We start from the raw sequence: 15,664 nt of genomic DNA, 5'->3' as shown, positions 1-15,664 counted from the left end.
TTATGAGGCCACGGCCGCTTCCTTCCTGTCGCCCATGCCGGCAGAAATGGGCACTTTATTCGCGGCCGCCCGCGCTGACCGCTAATGCATGTCGCCCAGAAGTGTGCAGCGGTTCTGGGACAACGACATGCATCAAAACAAAGACTTAAAGCGCGTCGCCTGGATCCGGTTCAGCGCGACGCGCTTTTAGGCGACTAGCCGTCGATGGCGCGGATGTCGGCGTCGGCGACGCAGTAGGGCGCATAGCGGAAATCGCGTATCATCGCGACCTCATCGTCGCGCCAGTCGATCAGCATGAAGCCGCGCACCGCATCGGCTGCCCGCGGGTTGCGGATCAGGATCGCCGGCCGTCCCTCGACAAAGCCGAGCGACAGCGCCCAGTCGTCGACACGGTCGTAATTGCCGAAATAGGTCGAGGCTTCCTTCTTGCCGCGCAAACGGGCGCGGTTGATGACGTCGACTTGGACATCCTCGGCGATCAACGCCCTGACGCCATCGAAGTCGCGGGCGTTGAACAGGTCGATATAGCGGCGCAGTTGCCGCTCTTCCTTCGGATCGAGCTTCGGCATGGTCATGTCGTCCGGCGCCGTCGCCAATGCCTTCAACTCCGCCCGGCCGCGATGCAGCGCCGCCTTGGAGGCTGCAAGCGTCGCGCCCGTCACCGCGCAGGTCTCGAACAGGCTGAGACCGAGCACGTCGACCAGGATGACGGCGCTGCGCTGCGCCAGCGTCAAGCGCATGAAGCCGCGCAGGCTCGTCGCCGTCCCCAGTCTCGCCTCCGCGTTGGCGGAGAGGTCCTCCACTGTTGTCATGTCGGCCTCGGTGATGCGGGAACGCTCCCGCTGGCGACGGCGCAGATGATCCTGCGCCGCGTTGTGGGCGATGCGAAACAGCCACTGCTCGGGGCGTTCGACGAGGGCACCGTCATCATGCGCGGCAAGCGCCTTCACCGCCGCCTCCTGCACGATGTCCTCGCCCTCGATCGCCGAGCCGGCCATGCGCGCCGCATAGCGGTGCAGTTTCGGGCGCAGGCCGACGAGCATGGCTTCAAGTTCCGCGCGGCCGAATTTCGCTGTGCTCATCGTTCCTGTTCTCTTGATCGCCGGCTCGTGAGCCATACCGCGCCCGGGTCAGGCTGGCACAGCTTTGTCGGCCTTGGCCAGCATACGATAATTGCCGACGATCTTCGCCGGCGACCTGGCAAGCGGCGTCGAGCGTCGTTCGGCATGATTGGCGCCGAAGGCCTTGAAAGCGCCGAGTTCGGTGAGCGCCGAGCTGTCCTTGTCGTAGCCGACAAGATGGACGAATTCGCCATTCTCCAGTTCGAGCACCAGATAGCACACGGATTGAGGCTGCGTTTCATCCAGCGCCTCGAACACTTTCGCCACCAACGCCCGGTTCTCGGCGATACTGGCATCCTTCACGCCGTAGCGGATGAGGTTGTAGGTCATGGTCGTCTCCTTCGATGGGCTTGCGAAGGAAAGACGTTTTGGTCCGGCAAAAAGATTCTCGTCGACCCGAGAATCTTTTTGCCTGCCTCCGTCGTCTTTTATGCGTCGAGGCCGCATCGGCGGCCTCCGCGATGAGGAGAGACATCCATGCATATCCAGTTTGCCGAGCTGCCGGTATCCGACCAGGACCGCGCCAAGGCGTTCTACACCAACAACCTTGCCTGCCAGGTCATTGCCGACCAGCCCATGGGCGATAGCGGCTGGCGCTGGGTCGAGCTGGCCTTCCCCCACGCGGTCACCAACCTGCATTTCATCAGCCGCACCGATACGTTGCCGAGCGCCGATCCGGTGCTGGTCCTGATCGACGATGACGTCGAGGCGAGGGTCGGCTCGCTCAGGGCCAAGGGCGTCGAGATCGTCACCGAGCCGCTGGAAGCGCCGTGGCAGCCGGGCCGTACCGTCGCGGAGTTCCGCGACAGTGAAGGCAACCGCATGATGCTGGCCAGCCGGTAGCGCCTCGCGGTCGCCGGCCATGCGGTCAGGCGACCGCCTTGGCGGCCGCCCGCCCGGCGCTGCGGCCTGAAAAAATACAGCCGCCGAGGAACGTGCCTTCCAACGCCGCATAGCCATGCACGCCGCCGCCGCCGAAGCCAGCGACTTCGCCGACCGCATAGAGCCCCGGCACCGGCTGTCCGGCGGCATCCAGCACGCGGCTGTCCAGGTCCGTCTCGAGGCCGCCCAGCGTCTTGCGGGTCAGGATGTTGAGGCGCACGGCAATCAGCGGGCCGTTGGCCGGATCGAGCATCTTGTGCGGCTTTGCCGTGCGGATCAGCCGGTCGCCGAGATAGGCGCGGGCGCCGCGCAACGCGGTGATCTGGGCATCCTTGGAGAACGGGTTGTCGAGCTGCCTATCGCGGGCACGGATCTCGCGCTCGACCTGCGCCACCTCCAGCAGCGGCTCGCCGCCGGCCAGCGCGTTCATGCGCGCCACCAGCCTGGAAAGGTCGGCCTCGACGATGAAATCCTCGCCCTTTTCCATGAAGGCTTTCACCGGACCTGGGATGCCGCTGGTCGCGCGGCCCAGCACCTGCCGCCAGCTTTTGCCGGTGAGGTCGGGATTCTGTTCGGAGCCCGACAGCGCGAACTCCTTCTGGATGATCTTCCTGGTCAGGATGAACCAGGAATAGTCGAAGCCGGTGCGCATGATGTGGCTGAGCGTGGCCAAAGTGTCGAAGCCCGGATAAAGCGGCACCGGCAGCCGTTCTCCACGCGCGTCGAGCCAGAGCGAGGAGGGGCCGGGCAGGATGCGGATCGCATGATCGGTCCAGATCGGCGCCCAGTTCTTGATTCCCTCGACATAGTGCCACATGCGGTCGCGGTTGATGACCCGCCCGCCGGCCGCTTCGCTGATCGCCAGCATGCGGCCGTCGACGTGGTCGGGCACGCCGGTGATCATGCGCTTCGGCGCCGTGCCGAGCCGCTCGGGCCAGTTCCTGCGCACCAGCTCATGGTTGCCGCCGATGCCGCCGGAAGCGACGATCACCGCTTGCGCATGGAGCGCGAAGTCGCCGCTCACATTGCGCGCGCTCTTGTGGCCGCGCTCGACGCTGCTCGGCTCCAGCACATCGCCGCGCACGCCGGTGACAGTGTTGCCGGTGCGGACGATCTCGTTGACCCGGTGGCGGAACCTGAACTGGACCAGCCCGCGCTTTTGCGCCTCCCGCACGCGCTGCACGAAAGGTTCGAGCACACCGGGACCGGTGCCCCAGGTGATATGGAAACGCGGCACCGAATTGCCGTGACCATAAGCATTGCCGCCGCCGCGCTCGGCCCAGCCGACGACGGGGAAGAATTTCATGCCCCTCTCGATCAGCCAGGAGCGTTTCTCGCCGGCGGCGAAGCCGACATAGGACTCAGCCCATTTGCGCGGCCAGAAATCTTCTGGACGGTCGAAAGCGGCGGTGCCCATCCAGTCCTCGAGCGCGAGGTCGTGGGAATCGCGGATGCGCATGCGCCGCTGCTCCGGCGAATCGACCAGGAAAAGCCCGCCGAACGACCAGAAGGCCTGGCCGCCCAGCGACTGTTCCGGTTCTTGGTCGACGATGATGATTTTCTTGCCGGCGTCAGCCAGTTCGGCAGCGGCAACGAGGCCCGCCAGCCCCGCGCCGACAATGATAGCATCCGCGTCAGCCATGTTTCCCTCCCCCAAAACGGCCGTTGGCGAATTTCTTAGACGGCTTCCCAACCGTCCCTGTCGCCTGCGCGGAAGATGGCGTCGATGACCTTCTGGTTGAGCACCGATTCTTCCAGCGTGAAGACGCTGTCCTTGCCGCCCTGGGCGGCGCGCACGAAGGCTTCGCATTCGAGCCGGTATTGCTGCGTGCCGGGGAAGCGGAACACCTGCGCCTCGGTGTGGTTCTGGTTGTGCAGCTCGACACGGTGGTGGTCGTAGAGCCCGGCATTGAACGGGGCGACGACCTCGATGAAACCCTTCTCGCCGTGGAACACCATCACCTGCCGTGCCGCCATCTGCGTCGACAGGTAGAAGGACAATTCGAAGTCGCCGAAATCGGCGCGGATCGAGGAATAGATGTCGGTGCCGAATGTCTTGTCGCGCTCGATCGTCGCCTGCACGCGCAGAGGCTCCTTGCCGGTCGAAAAGCGCGTCGACACAGTCGGATAGACGCCGATGTCGGGCAGCGCGCCGCCGCCGAGGTCGAGCTGGTTGCGCATGTTCTTGGGGTCGACATTGTAATAGGAAAACGCGCCCTGTACGTGCCGCAGCCGGCCGATGGCGCCGCTGGCGATCAGGTCGCGCACCTTGATCCATTGCGGGTGGTAGACGACCATGAAGGCCTCGCAGACGAGCACTTTCTTCTGGTCGCGCAGCTTGATGAGCGGCGGGATGTCCTTGGCGTCGAGCGCCAGAGGCTTCTCGACCAGCACATGCTTTCCGGCTTCGATCGCCTTCGCCGTCCATTCGACATGCTGGGAGGTGGGCAGCGGGATGTAGACGCCGTCGACCTCCTTGGAGGCAAGCAGTTCCTCATAGGAGCCGAAGGCATGGCGGGCGCCGAAACGCTCGCCCAATGCCTTGGCCTTCGACAGGTCGCGGCTGGCGATCGCCGACAAAACGCCGTTCTCCGAATCCACGATTGCCGGCAAAAGCTGCTCTCGGCCGATCTTGGCCGTCGACAGAACACCCCATCGGAACATCACGCTTCTCCATGTCGGTTACAGGCGACGAGGTTTGCCCCAATTCTGGAGAAAAGCCAATCGCAGGCGCGGGTCACAAAGCGCCTCGTCATCCTCGGGCTTGACCCGGGGATCCATTCCGTGACCTATGGCGTAAAGTGCAACGGCGCAGAATTCTGTAACCGTTGCAACGCCTTAGCGTTACGGCATGGATCCTAGGGTCCGCGCGCGTCGCTTCGCTCCTTGCTCCGCCCTAGGATGACGAACCCGAGGAGGCGGGGCTTAGAACTAACCCCTTCTCCCCATCAGCGTCATGTCGAAGTCGACGATGTTGGAATAGAGCGGCGTGCCGACATCCATGCCGTAGCGCGACCTCAGCACCTTGCCGGTGACGTGGAACTTGATGGTCCCGCCCTTCAATCCGCCGAGTTCGGCCGTGAATTTTTCCGGAAATGTCTTGCCGCGGGCCGTCAGCCGGCCGGTGACGAGCGCCGTCGTGTCGCCGGTGCGGGTCACGCTGGTCGAGCGGAACTGGATCTCCGGATTGTTGGCGGCGTCGAACACCGCGTCGGAGCGCAGGAAGGCGTCGATGCGGCCCTGGCCCGTGCCGACGCTTTCCGGATAGATGGTGAGGTCGACCTTGGAGCGGCCGACATCGCCATTGTCGATGCGGATCGTGCCCCTGAAGCGGCCGAAGGCGCCGTCGAAGCCGCCGCCGCCGGCCTTGCCGATGGTGAAGCGGATGCTCGAGCCCGATGGGCTGATCGTGTAGCTGCCCGCGGCGTCGCTTAGCGCCACCGCCGCCACTGCGGGCATGGCAAGGCAAGCGGCAAAAGCCGCCAATCCAAAGATGCGCGCGTTCATGAGATTTGTTCCTTCCGCGGATACGCATTTTCTGCGTTCTCGACCCACCAACGAATGATGGAGCGGTTCTATTCCCCGCCTGACGAAGGCGTGATCATGCGCCTCAGCACATTGTCGCGCAGCAGGAATTGATGGCGCAGCGCCGCCGCCACATGCAGCGCCACCAGCGCGATGCCGGCATAGGCGAGATACCAATGCGCCGAAGTCCAGAAGCTCTCTGAAGCGTCGGACTCGGCCAGCGGCAGGTCGGGCATCACGAACAGGTTGAACGGCATGGTGGGGATTTCCAGCGTCGAGACCGAGACCAGCGCCCAGCCGGACAGAGGCAGCGCGATCTGGAAAGCATAAAGCGCGAAATGCGCCAGCGGCGCCGTCTTGCGCTCCAATGTTCCAACAGAGCGCGGCAATGGCGGCGCCGCGTTGCCGAGCCGCCAGGCGATGCGCAGGATGATCAGGCCGAGCAGCAGGAAGCCGAAGGATTTGTGCAGTTGGATCAGCTCGAAAGACGTCCGCTGGCTCGCCGTCCGCACCATGACGAAGCCAAGCACGAACTGGCCGATGAAGATGATACCGATCAGCCAGTGGAGCATGATCATCGCCCAGCCATAGCGGGTTTGGGTGTTGGTGATGGCGAATTGCATGATCGGCAAACGCTATCGGGTTCAGCTTTCTTCCGAGGTGCCTAAGCCTGATTCTCCACACAACCTTCAGACGCCGCGCCGCCCCTCATTGCCCTGCCGGGCATTTCTCCCCGTAAACGGGGAGAAAGAAGCCTGCGCCAGCGGTTTCGTCAATCTCAGAAGTCGAAAGAACAGGCGCCGGCCTCGGACCAGCCCCTTCTCCCCGTTGAACGGGGAGAAGATGCCGGCAGGCAGATGAGGGGCGGCGCCGACGGTTGATAATCTTACCGATCTCGCCAGCGCCTACCCGCCCACCTTGAAGAAATCCACGAAAGCCCTGAGCGCCGGGCGCATCTGGCGGCGGCTGGGATAATAGACGAAGAAACCATCGAAGGCCGGGCACCAATCCTCCAGCGCACGGACCAGCCTTCCGTCGGCGAGCGGCGCCTTCACATAATCCTCGAAGACGAAGGCAAGCCCGGCGCCGTCGACGGCCGCCTGGGCGATCAGATGGTCCTCGTCGAGGATTAGCGGCCCTTGCGCGGCAATCTCGATCTCCTCGCCGTCCTTCTCGAATTCCCAGCGGTAAAGGACGCCGCTGGAGAAACGGAAGCGGATGCAGCGATGGTCTGCCAACTCGCGCGGATGGCGAGGTTTAGGCATCGTCGCGAAATAGGACGGCGCGCCTACGACGGCGCCGCGAAGATCGGGGCCGATGCGCACCGCGATCATGTCGCGCTGCAGGCTTTCGCCGAGCCGCACGCCGGCGTCGAAACCGCCTTCGACCACGTCGGTGAAGCGGTCCTCGATGACGATCTCCAGCACGATCTCGGGATAGGCGGCGGCAAAGGCGCCGAGCCGCGGCGTCAGCGTCAGATGCGCAGCCGTGCGCGGTACGGTCAGCCGCAGATTGCCGGCTGGTCGGTCGCGCGCCTCGACCGCGGTTTCCAGCGCGAGGTCGATCTCGGACAGCGCCGGCCGCAGTCGTTCGAGCAGCTGCGCGCCCTCCTCGGTCGGCGCGACACTGCGCGTGCTGCGCGTCAGGAGCCGCACGCCGAGCCGCGCTTCCAGGCTGGAGACCGCGTGGCTGACTGCGGACGGCGCGATGCCGAGCTCGCGCGCCGCGCCGCGAAAGCTGGCGCATTGGGCAACGGTGGCGAGCACGGCAAGCTGCGAGAGGTTGGTACGGTTCATTGATCTACTTCTTAGAACAGGCCGTGCAAAAGAGCCATGATTATCGAACGGAGTTCTAGCCCCTATCTCCTTCCCACCGCAACAAGGAGATACGCGATGCAAACCCGCAAATTAGGTACTGAACTCGAAGTCTTCCCCGTCGGCCTCGGCTGCATGGGCATGAGCTTCGTCTATGGCGGCCAGCCGGAAGCCGAGGCAATCGCCACGCTGCGCCGGGCCGTCGAAATCGGCGTGACCTTCTTCGACACCGCCGAAGTCTATGGTCCGTTCGAGAACGAAATCCTGCTCGGCAAGGCGCTGAAGCCGGTGCGCGACAAGGTGACGATCGCCACCAAATTCGGCTTCAAGATTTCCGAGCACGGCTCGGGCACCGACCGCATGATCGGCCTCGACAGCCGCCCCGAGCACGTCAAGGCGGTGGCGGAAGCCTCGCTCAAGCGGCTCGATACCGATGTCATCGACCTCTACTACCAGCACCGCGTCGACCCCAACGTGCCGATCGAAGACACCGTCGGCGCCATGGCCGAGCTGGTGCGCGAAGGCAAGGTTCGGGCGCTCGGCCTGTCGGAAGTGAGCGGCGCGACTTTGCGCCGGGCGCATGCCGTGCATCCGATCGCCGCCGTGCAGAGCGAGTATTCGCTATGGAGCCGCGATCCGGAGGACGAGGTCCTTGCCGTCTGCCGCGAGCTCGGCATCGGTTTTGTTCCGTACAGCCCGCTCGGCCGCGGCCTGCTCACCGGCACGCTCGGCAAGCCCGACGCGCTCGGCGCCGGCGACTGGCGCCTCACCTTGCCGCGCTTCCAGGCCGAGGCGATGGAAGCCAACAACGCCGTGATCGCGAAGCTGGAAAAGATGGCGGCGAAAAAGGGCGTGACACCGGCGCAGCTGGCACTCGCCTGGGTGCTGCACCAGGGCGACTTCATCGTGCCGATCCCCGGCGCGCGAAAAATCCGCCACTTGGAGCAGAACACGGCGGCTGCCGGGATCGAGCTGAGCGCGGCGGAAGTCGCCGCGATCGGTGACGCGCTGTCGCCCGACAAGGTGGTCGGCAAGCGCTATACGGAGGAACTGCTGGCGCTGGTGAATGGGTGACTGAGAGTGGAAAGGGGCGCTTCGGCGCCCCTTCTTGCGCAGCGCATGCAAAAAGTGTGAGACCTCGGCGCGAGGCACCCCCCTCTGGCCTGCCGGCCATCTCCCCCGCAAGGGGGGAGATCAGCTGTCGCGCGGCTTTCGCTAATCACCAACGTTGAAAGGGAGATGCTGTCCACCCGGACAGCCAATCTCCCCCCTTGCGGGGGAGATGCCCGGCAGGGCAGAGGGGGGTGCTGTCCCGCCGGCGTCTCTCACCACGGCACCACTTCAATCTCCGCCCAGCACTCCCGCGCCCTTCTCCCCTTCGCCTCGTGCGTCCGCTGATTGTCCAGCGCCCGGTTTGGCGTGATGCGAAACGAAAAAATGTCGTCGAGCCCAAACGGCGCCACCAGCTCCAGCTTCCCGCCGGCGTCGTACCGCACCCCCACCGCATGCGTCTTCGACGCAAAGTAACTCACCGACTCGCTCGCGCTCGCGTATCTCGGGCAGTCCTGCCCGAACTTTGCCGGATACCACAGATGCACCCGCGCCTGGTTGCGCACCTCGACCGGCAGCGGCAATCCGTCGAAATGCGCCGCCGCCCGGCGGATTACCGCATCCTCGGCCTCGTAGGAGAGGTCGGCATCGTCGAAATAGAACAGGTCGACATCCCTGATGCCGTAGCCAGGCGGCCTGCCGGTCAGATGGTTCCAGACGCTGTTGTAAAGCGCACCGGAAACCACCAGCCAATCCGGCAGCGCGAGTTGGCGCACACGCGCCAGCGTCTCGGCCAGCAGCGGATCGGCCGCGACGATGGCGAGGAAAGCCGCGCGCTGCTCCTCGAAGGGAAGGCCGGAATGGCGGAGATGGCGCATCGCCCTTTGGAGGGCGATTCGCCATCGCTCCGCAATGCCCTACGTTCTGAGCACGCCGCCCGTGTGCTTGTTGACGTTGTCGACGATGCGCTTGGCCAGCGCCTCGAAATCCTCGTCGGTCAGCGTCTTTTCGACCGGCTGGATCGACACTTCGATGGCGATCGACTTCTTGGCGGCGCCTAGTGACGCGCCCTCGAAGACGTCGAACACCGAAACGCCGGTGACCAGCTTCTTGTCGGCGGCAAGTGCCGCCCGCATCAACGTGCCGGCCTCGACCGACCGGTCGACGACGAAGGCGAAATCGCGCTTCACTGCCTGGAAGGGCGACAGCTCCAGCTTCGGCTTGGTGCGCGTCGGCTTGGCCTTCGGCTCCGGCACGGCATCGACGAAAATCTCGAAGCCGCAGATCGGACCTGACGCGTCGAGCCCGTCCAGCGTCTTCGGATGGAACTCGCCGAAGGTGCCGAGCACCGTCTTGGGTCCGAGCTTGATCGTGCCGGAACGCCCGGGGTGATACCAGGCCGGGCCGCCGGGCTCGATCTGCAACCGGTCGACCGGCGCGCCGCAGGCTTCGAGCGCCGCGATCGCATCCGCCTTGGCGTCGAACACGCCGACCGGCCCGGCATTGCCGGCCCAGCTGCGGCCCGAGCCGTCGAGCTTGGCTGTGCCGCGCCTGACACCAGCGGCGACGCGCCGCTGCTGGTCGGCGGCATCTCCCTCATAGGTGCCCGAAACCTCGAACAGCGCCACGTCGCCGATGCCCTTGTCGGCATTGCGCTGCGCGGCCGCGATCAGCCCGGGCAGCAGCGAAGGCCGCATGTCGGACATGTCGGCGGCGATCGGGTTGGCGAGCTTGAGCGCCGTCCGCCCGCCGCCGAACAGTTCGGCATGCCTGGCCGGGATGAACGACCAGGTGACGGCCTCCATCATGCCGCGCACGGCAAGGCCGCGCTTGGCCGCGCGGGTGCGCACCTGCAGCGCGGTCAGGATCTTGCCGTTGACTGCGTCATGCGAGGTCAGCGGCTGCGGTGCGATGTTGTCGACGCCATGGATGCGCATCACCTCTTCGACGAGGTCGGCCTTGCCGTCGACATCCGGCCGCCAGGACGGCACTTTTACCTTGACGACCTCGCCCGAACCCTGCGGCTCGAAGCCGAGGCGGGTCAGGATGTCCAGCGCCTCGGCCTTCGGCACCTCGATGCCGGTCAGCCGCTTCACTTCGGAGAGCGGGAAGGAGACGACCTTCGGCTTGTGGCCGGCATAGCCCGCCACTTCGATTTCCGTCGGCGTGCCGCCGCAGAAATCGAGCACCAGCTTGGTCGCCAGTTCGATGCCCGGCACCATGAATTCGGGGTCGACGCCGCGCTCGAAACGATAGCGCGCATCGCTGATGATGCCGAGCGTGCGACCGGTCCGCGCCGTGGTGATCGGATCCCAGAGCGCCGACTCGATCAGCACGTCGGTGGTGGTCTCGTCGCAGCCCGAATGCTCGCCGCCCATGATGCCGGCGATCGATTCGACGCCATCCTCGTCGGCGATCACGCACATCTCGGGCGTCAGCGTGTATTCGCGGCCGTCGAGCGCCAGGACCTTCTCGCCTTCGCGCGCCCGGCGCACGGTCAGATTGCCGGCGACCTTCTTGGCGTCGAACACGTGCAGCGGCCGGCCGCGATCGAAGGTGACGTAGTTGGTGATGTCGACCAGCGCGCTGATCGGCCGAAGTCCGATGGCGATCAGCCGCTGCTGCAGCCATTTCGGCGACGGGCCGTTCCTGACACCCTTCACCAGCGTCAGTGCAAAGCCGGGGCAGAGTTCGGGCGCCTCGATCGTGACCTTGACAGGACACAGCCCGTCGCCTGCATGCGGCATGATCCCGCCGCCGGTGAGGCGGCCAAGCCCGCTTGCCGCAAGGTCGCGCGCGATGCCGTAGACGCTGGTCGCGTCCGGGCGGTTCGGCGTCAAATTGATCTCGATGACCGGATCGTCGAGATGCGCGTAAGCGGCGAAGCCGGTGCCGACCGGCGCATCCTCAGGCAAATCGATGATGCCGTTATGCTCGTCGGAGATTTCCAGCTCGCGCTCCGAGCACATCATGCCATGGCTTTCGACACCGCGGATCTTGCCGACCGAAAGCGTCACGTCGATGCCGGGAATATAGGTGCCGGGCGCCGCGAAGGCACCGATCAGGCCCGCGCGGGCGTTTGGCGCGCCGCACACCACCTGCACCGGCGGTTTGCCGTCGCCGGTGTCGACAGTCAGCACCCGCAGCCGGTCGGCGTCGGGGTGCTGCACCGCCGTCAGTACTTTCGCGATGACGAAGGGCTTCAGGCCGGCCTTGTCGTCGACACGTTCGACTTCGAGGCCGATCGCGGTCAGCCGCTCGACGATCTCGGCTAGCGAGGCGTCGGTCTCGAGATGGTCCTTGAGCCAGGAGAGCGTGAATTTCATGACTGTGTTCCGTCGGATATTTGTTCTTCGGGCCGGGGCACGCTGGTCTTCAGCTCGCGCGGCAGCGCGTCGGGCATGTGCAGGAAGGGCAATTGCTCGCGCACATGCGCATGTACGGTCGGCCTGAAATAGGCCGGCATGTCCATTGCGCCGAGCATGAAATAGATCTGGTTGTCGAGCCGCTTGTCGGCATAAGCGATCGGCGAACCGCAAATGCCGCAGAACGAGCGCTCCACCGGACCGTTCCGGTAGCTTTTCAGCGATTTGCCGTTGAGCGCGACTTGGTCGGCCATGAAGCCGACAAAGGCCGACACCGGCGCGCCGCTGGCGTGCCGGCAGTCGCCGCAATGGCAATAGCTGATGTGGTGCGGCTCGGCTGACGCCTCGAACCGCACAGCACCGCAGCGACAGCCCCCGGTGTGAGGTGCGGTCATGTCGACAGTCCCCCGAACAGCGTCGGCAGGTCGAGCGGCCTGAAACCGTAATGCGACAGCCAGCGCACGTCGGCGTCGAAGAAGGCGCGCAGGTCCGGCATGCCGTATTTCAGCATGGCGATGCGGTCGATGCCCATGCCCCAGGCAAAGCCCTGGTATTCGTCGGGGTCGAGCCCGCCGGCGCGCAGCACATTCGGGTGCACCATGCCGCAGCCCAGGATTTCCATCCAGTCCGAGCCTTCGCCGAAGCGCACTTCGCCGGGCCGCGAGCGATCGCACTGGATGTCGACCTCGAGGCTGGGCTCGGTGAACGGGAAGAAGGACGGGCGGAAGCGCATCTTGACCGACGGCACCTCGAAGAAGGCCTTGCAGAACTCCTCGAGCACCCACTTCATGTTGGCGACATTCGCCGACTTGTCGACCACCAGCCCCTCGACCTGGTGGAACATCGGCGAGTGGGTGGCGTCCGAATCCTGCCGGTAGGTCTTGCCGGGGATGACGATGCGGATCGGCGGCTTCTGCTTCTCCATGGTGCGGATCTGCACGGGCGAGGTGTGTGTGCGCAACAGCTTGCGCTCGCACTTCTCGTCCGGCTGGAAGAAGAAGGTGTCGTGCATCTCGCGCGCCGGATGCCCCTCGGGGAAATTCAGCGCCGTGAAATTGTAATAGTCGGTCTCGATATCCGGGCCTTCGGCGATGGCGAAGCCGAGATCGCCGAAGATCGCCGCGATCTCGTCGATCACCTGGCTGATCGGATGGATGCGGCCGCGCTCCGCCGGCGACTGGCGCACCGGCAGCGTCACGTCGACCGTCTCGGCGGCGAGCCGAGCTGCGATCGCCACGTCCTTCAATTCCGCCTTGCGCGCGGTAAGCGCCTCGGTGACGCGGTTCTTCAGCCCGTTGATCGCCGGGCCCTTCACCTGCCGCTCCTCGGCGCTCATCGCGCCGAGCGTCTTCAGCATTTCGGAGACCGAGCCCTTCTTGCCCAGCGCCGAGACGCGCACCGCCTCGATCGCGGCTTCGTCCGAGGCTGCCGCGATGTCGGCCATCAGGGAAGCTTCAAGGGTTTCAAGATTTCCAGCGGTGGCGTTCACGGCGAAGCTCTCTCGATTGGATGACTGGCATTCAGCGTGCGTCACCACTTTGGTTGCGCGGGGTGCCATTTTGGTTGCATCAGGGGCCAAAAAAGAACCCGCGCCAGCCGTGCCAGCGCGGGTTCCCCAAATCAGTACTAAAAATGCTTGGGAAGCGCTGGCTTAGGCGACAGCGCTCTCAAAAGCATTCGGCGTGGTGTTCTTCAGATATTCGAGCGCGACCTTGGCCTTGGCCACGAGCGCTGCGAAAGCCTGCGGCTCGTGGATGGCCATGTCCGAAAGGATCTTGCGGTCGATCTCGATGCCGGCCTTGTTGAGGCCGTCGATGAAGCGGCCATAGGTCAGGCCGTGCTCGTGGGTCGCCGCGTTGATGCGCTGGATCCACAGCGCGCGGAACGAGCGCTTGCGGTTCTTGCGGTCGCGGTAGGCGTACTGCAGCGACTTCTCCACCGCCTGCTTGGCGATGCGGATGGTGTTCTTGCGGCGGCCGTAGAAGCCCTTGGCGGCTTTCAGGACCTTCTTGTGCTTGGCGTGGGCGGTGACGCCTCTCTTTACGCGTGCCATGTCATGATCTCCTTAAAAGCAATTCCAGGAAAAGTGTTTAGCGGTTTTCCGTTCGGAATTGCGTCAAACTAATTGCGTGTCCAAGCCGAGGGATTAGAGGCCGTTCGGCAGAAAATTCTTGATGACCTTCTTGCCGTCCGGTTCAGCCAGAACCATCGTGCCGCGGGCATCGCGAATGAACTTGTTGGAACGCTTGATCATGCCGTGGCGCTTGCCGGCGGCAGCCGACAGCACCTTGCCGGTGGCAGTAATCTTGAACCGCTTCTTGGCGGCCGATTTGGTCTTCATCTTGGGCATTTTGCTACTCCGTATTGGTGGCGCACCATCGCGCTTCTTTTCTCGCTTCGGGCCGACCAAAGCCCGAAAAGCAAATGAAACCGCCACGGCATGCCCTGCCGGGCGGTTTTCTTGGAACGGCGGTCCTATAGATCAAAGATGGCCGGCGCGCAACACCTCAAGCCATGCGACGCACTGTCCCCTGTCAGGGCAGGCGGAACCACACCGGCAGCATCCCCGACTGCTGCGCGCCGTCGATCAACTCGAAGGCCGGCAGCGCCACCAGGAACACCAGCCCGTCGAGCAGCGTGTTCAAGAGCAAGCGCGGCTTGAAGCTGCCAGTATCGCCTTCCTGGTAGAGCGGGAGGTTGGGGAAGAAGCGCGGCACCTTCGCTAGATAGGCTTGGTAGGCCGCGCCGAGCACTTCCTTCAGATACCGCTCCTCGCGCAGGATGACGATGTGGAATGCGCCGGCGCACAGCAGCGAAAACAGGATGATGCCGCTGAAAGAGCCGATCTGCGCGCCGACGCCGGCGGCCGCCACCGTCGAAAACAGATAGAGCGGGTTGCGGGTGATCGAATAAGGGCCACCGGTGACCACTTCGGCTGATTTGCGCCCGCCGATATAGAGCGTCGACCACAACCGCCCGACAATGCCGAGGAAGATCAAAAGCACGCCGAACATCTCGATCGACTCATGCACAGGCGTGTCCGGCGGAAAAGTCGACTGTCCAAACAGAAGCGCGGCGAAAAGCACCGCGACCAGCACGGCCAGCACGATGCGGCGCATATGCTGGTAGCCGCCAAGACCTTCATTTTGCTTGGCAGGCTTAGACTTCACTTCATCGGCCATGAGGAAAATCCGATCGTTTGCTCGCGATCGCGAAGCGATCGTCGAGGTTGCGATCGGATAGAAAACAGGCGCCCCGCCGATCGTCGGGACGCCTTGCGCCATGATTTTGGCGGGATTTTAGCGCGGTGCCAGCACCATCATCATCTGGCGGCCTTCGAGCTTCGGCTCCGCCTCGACCTTGGCGATCAGAGCGACTTCCTCGCGCACCTTGTTCAGAAGCTGCATGCCGAGTTCCATATGCGCCATCTCGCGGCCGCGGAAGCGGAGCGTCAGCTTGACCTTGTCGCCTTCCTCGAAGAAGCGCCGCACGGCCTTCATCTTGGTCTCGTAGTCATGGCTGTCGATGTTCGGGCGCATCTTGATCTCCTTGATCTCGATGACCTTCTGGTTCTTGCGCGCTTCGGCCGCCTTCTTCTGGTTGGCGTATTTCAGCTTGCCGAGATCGAGGATTTTGACGACGGGGGGCACCGCATTGGGCGATATCTCGACGAGATCGAGCCCGGCCTCTTCGGCCAGCAGCAATGCGTCGTTGATGGAAACATCGCCGCGGTTCTGGCCTTCGGCGTCAATGAGCTGGACCCGGGGCACCCGGATGTCTCGGTTGGAGCGCGGCCCGTCCTTGGTGGGTGCCGCTGCTTTGAAAGGTCTGCGAATGGTCGTGGTCTCCTCGGCCGTTTCGTTCAGGGTTTCTGTAGAGTCAAAATTAGGTGGACGCGCCTATGTGG

The 15,664-nt window shown here is 64.5% G+C and carries 17 protein-coding genes; 2 read left to right on the top strand and 15 right to left on the bottom strand.

Translation table 11 applies throughout. The features are described from left to right. Nucleotides 1–194: 194 nt before the first annotated feature. Together ACWGS9_RS06015 and ACWGS9_RS06010 are read right to left on the bottom strand one after the other, a co-directional pair. Nucleotides 195–1,082 carry a sigma factor gene (locus ACWGS9_RS06015; protein WP_454504363.1) on the bottom strand — a complete coding sequence of 296 codons (888 nt, stop codon included), beginning with the start codon at nt 1,080–1,082 and terminating at the stop codon, nt 195–197. A gap of 48 nt (nt 1,083–1,130) precedes the next feature. Then, nucleotides 1,131–1,451 carry a hypothetical protein gene (locus ACWGS9_RS06010; RefSeq protein WP_454504362.1) on the bottom strand — a complete coding sequence of 107 codons (321 nt, stop codon included), beginning with the start codon at nt 1,449–1,451 and terminating at the stop codon, nt 1,131–1,133. A 147-nt stretch (nt 1,452–1,598) separates the two neighbouring features. On the opposite strand from ACWGS9_RS06010, the gene ACWGS9_RS06005 reads away from it, so the two are divergent. After that, complete coding sequence (locus tag ACWGS9_RS06005; protein WP_454504361.1) at nt 1,599–1,964, top strand: VOC family protein; 366 nt, start codon at nt 1,599–1,601, stop codon at nt 1,962–1,964. A gap of 25 nt (nt 1,965–1,989) precedes the next feature. Here the strand turns inward: ACWGS9_RS06005 and ACWGS9_RS06000 are convergent, their stop codons facing one another. From ACWGS9_RS06000 to ACWGS9_RS05980, 5 genes are all read right to left on the bottom strand, one after another. Then, nucleotides 1,990–3,645, bottom strand: coding sequence for an FAD-binding dehydrogenase (locus tag ACWGS9_RS06000; protein ID WP_454504360.1), 1,656 nt, complete (start codon nt 3,643–3,645; stop codon nt 1,990–1,992). 35 nt (nt 3,646–3,680) lie between these two features. Beyond that, nucleotides 3,681–4,667, bottom strand: coding sequence for a Gfo/Idh/MocA family protein (locus ACWGS9_RS05995; RefSeq protein ID WP_454504359.1), 987 nt, complete (start codon nt 4,665–4,667; stop codon nt 3,681–3,683). Nucleotides 4,668–4,934: 267 nt separating this feature from the next. Then, nucleotides 4,935–5,510, bottom strand: coding sequence for a YceI family protein (locus ACWGS9_RS05990; RefSeq protein WP_454504358.1), 576 nt, complete (start codon nt 5,508–5,510; stop codon nt 4,935–4,937). A 68-nt stretch (nt 5,511–5,578) separates the two neighbouring features. Beyond that, the gene (locus ACWGS9_RS05985; protein WP_454504538.1) at nt 5,579–6,151 is read right to left on the bottom strand and encodes a cytochrome b; all 573 of its coding nucleotides are present in this window, start codon (nt 6,149–6,151) and stop codon (nt 5,579–5,581) included. Between the two features lie 282 nt (nt 6,152–6,433). Then, the gene (locus tag ACWGS9_RS05980; RefSeq protein WP_454504357.1) at nt 6,434–7,324 is read right to left on the bottom strand and encodes a LysR family transcriptional regulator; all 891 of its coding nucleotides are present in this window, start codon (nt 7,322–7,324) and stop codon (nt 6,434–6,436) included. A gap of 96 nt (nt 7,325–7,420) precedes the next feature. Here ACWGS9_RS05980 and ACWGS9_RS05975 point away from each other — a divergent pair, with 96 nt between their 5' ends. Beyond that, the gene (locus ACWGS9_RS05975) at nt 7,421–8,416 is read left to right on the top strand and encodes an aldo/keto reductase (RefSeq protein WP_454504356.1); all 996 of its coding nucleotides are present in this window, start codon (nt 7,421–7,423) and stop codon (nt 8,414–8,416) included. Between the two features lie 251 nt (nt 8,417–8,667). Here ACWGS9_RS05975 and ACWGS9_RS05970 read toward each other — a convergent pair whose 3' ends face one another. From ACWGS9_RS05970 to infC, 8 genes are all read right to left on the bottom strand, one after another. Further along, on the bottom strand, nt 8,668–9,270 hold the full coding sequence (locus tag ACWGS9_RS05970) for a nucleotidyltransferase family protein (protein ID WP_454504355.1): 603 nt from the start codon (nt 9,268–9,270) through the stop codon (nt 8,668–8,670). 39 nt (nt 9,271–9,309) lie between these two features. Beyond that, nucleotides 9,310–11,718: a phenylalanine--tRNA ligase subunit beta gene (gene pheT, locus ACWGS9_RS05965; RefSeq protein ID WP_454504354.1), complete on the bottom strand. Its 2,409-nt coding sequence runs from the start codon at nt 11,716–11,718 to the stop codon at nt 9,310–9,312. Continuing rightward, nucleotides 11,715–12,152 (bottom strand): GFA family protein, encoded by a 438-nt coding sequence (locus tag ACWGS9_RS05960; RefSeq protein WP_454504353.1) that lies wholly within the window; start codon nt 12,150–12,152, stop codon nt 11,715–11,717. Before ACWGS9_RS05960 ends, pheT begins: the two co-directional genes overlap by 4 nt. Continuing rightward, nucleotides 12,149–13,201 carry a phenylalanine--tRNA ligase subunit alpha gene (gene pheS, locus ACWGS9_RS05955; protein WP_454504352.1) on the bottom strand — a complete coding sequence of 351 codons (1,053 nt, stop codon included), beginning with the start codon at nt 13,199–13,201 and terminating at the stop codon, nt 12,149–12,151. Before pheS ends, ACWGS9_RS05960 begins: the two co-directional genes overlap by 4 nt. A 207-nt stretch (nt 13,202–13,408) precedes the next feature. Beyond that, entirely contained in the window at nt 13,409–13,810 is a 402-nt protein-coding gene (gene rplT, locus ACWGS9_RS05950; protein ID WP_027053776.1) for a 50S ribosomal protein L20, read from the bottom strand. Between the two features lie 93 nt (nt 13,811–13,903). Next, on the bottom strand, nt 13,904–14,107 hold the full coding sequence (gene rpmI / locus ACWGS9_RS05945) for a 50S ribosomal protein L35 (RefSeq protein ID WP_027166935.1): 204 nt from the start codon (nt 14,105–14,107) through the stop codon (nt 13,904–13,906). Between the two features lie 184 nt (nt 14,108–14,291). Further along, nucleotides 14,292–14,939, bottom strand: coding sequence for a methyltransferase family protein (locus ACWGS9_RS05940; RefSeq protein WP_454504351.1), 648 nt, complete (start codon nt 14,937–14,939; stop codon nt 14,292–14,294). A 117-nt stretch (nt 14,940–15,056) separates the two neighbouring features. Continuing rightward, entirely contained in the window at nt 15,057–15,593 is a 537-nt protein-coding gene (infC, locus tag ACWGS9_RS05935) for a translation initiation factor IF-3 (protein WP_454504537.1), read from the bottom strand. Nucleotides 15,594–15,664: the final 71 nt, after the last annotated feature.

It is taken from the genome of Mesorhizobium sp. Arg314 (genome assembly GCF_053714275.1).
Note: the sequence above shows the minus strand (reverse complement) of the source record. Positions and strands in the feature narration are given on the sequence as shown.

Excerpts from the sequence above, each read along its gene's own strand:
- rplT (WP_027053776.1), bottom strand. The coding sequence starts at position 13,810 with ATGGCACGCGTAAAGAGAGGCGTCACCGCCCACGCCAAGCACAAGAAG.
- ACWGS9_RS05985 (WP_454504538.1), bottom strand. The coding sequence starts at position 6,151 with ATGCAATTCGCCATCACCAACACCCAAACCCGCTATGGCTGGGCGATG.
- ACWGS9_RS06005 (WP_454504361.1), top strand. The coding sequence starts at position 1,599 with ATGCATATCCAGTTTGCCGAGCTGCCGGTATCCGACCAGGACCGCGCC.
- ACWGS9_RS05940 (WP_454504351.1), bottom strand. The coding sequence starts at position 14,939 with ATGGCCGATGAAGTGAAGTCTAAGCCTGCCAAGCAAAATGAAGGTCTT.
- ACWGS9_RS05990 (WP_454504358.1), bottom strand. The coding sequence starts at position 5,510 with ATGAACGCGCGCATCTTTGGATTGGCGGCTTTTGCCGCTTGCCTTGCC.
- ACWGS9_RS05975 (WP_454504356.1), top strand. The coding sequence starts at position 7,421 with ATGCAAACCCGCAAATTAGGTACTGAACTCGAAGTCTTCCCCGTCGGC.
- rpmI (WP_027166935.1), bottom strand. The coding sequence starts at position 14,107 with ATGCCCAAGATGAAGACCAAATCGGCCGCCAAGAAGCGGTTCAAGATT.
- ACWGS9_RS05995 (WP_454504359.1), bottom strand. The coding sequence starts at position 4,667 with ATGTTCCGATGGGGTGTTCTGTCGACGGCCAAGATCGGCCGAGAGCAG.
- ACWGS9_RS06015 (WP_454504363.1), bottom strand. The coding sequence starts at position 1,082 with ATGAGCACAGCGAAATTCGGCCGCGCGGAACTTGAAGCCATGCTCGTC.
- ACWGS9_RS06000 (WP_454504360.1), bottom strand. The coding sequence starts at position 3,645 with ATGGCTGACGCGGATGCTATCATTGTCGGCGCGGGGCTGGCGGGCCTC.
- pheS (WP_454504352.1), bottom strand. The coding sequence starts at position 13,201 with ATGGCCGACATCGCGGCAGCCTCGGACGAAGCCGCGATCGAGGCGGTG.
- ACWGS9_RS05960 (WP_454504353.1), bottom strand. The coding sequence starts at position 12,152 with ATGACCGCACCTCACACCGGGGGCTGTCGCTGCGGTGCTGTGCGGTTC.
- ACWGS9_RS05970 (WP_454504355.1), bottom strand. The coding sequence starts at position 9,270 with ATGCGCCATCTCCGCCATTCCGGCCTTCCCTTCGAGGAGCAGCGCGCG.
- ACWGS9_RS06010 (WP_454504362.1), bottom strand. The coding sequence starts at position 1,451 with ATGACCTACAACCTCATCCGCTACGGCGTGAAGGATGCCAGTATCGCC.
- ACWGS9_RS05980 (WP_454504357.1), bottom strand. The coding sequence starts at position 7,324 with ATGAACCGTACCAACCTCTCGCAGCTTGCCGTGCTCGCCACCGTTGCC.
- pheT (WP_454504354.1), bottom strand. The coding sequence starts at position 11,718 with ATGAAATTCACGCTCTCCTGGCTCAAGGACCATCTCGAGACCGACGCC.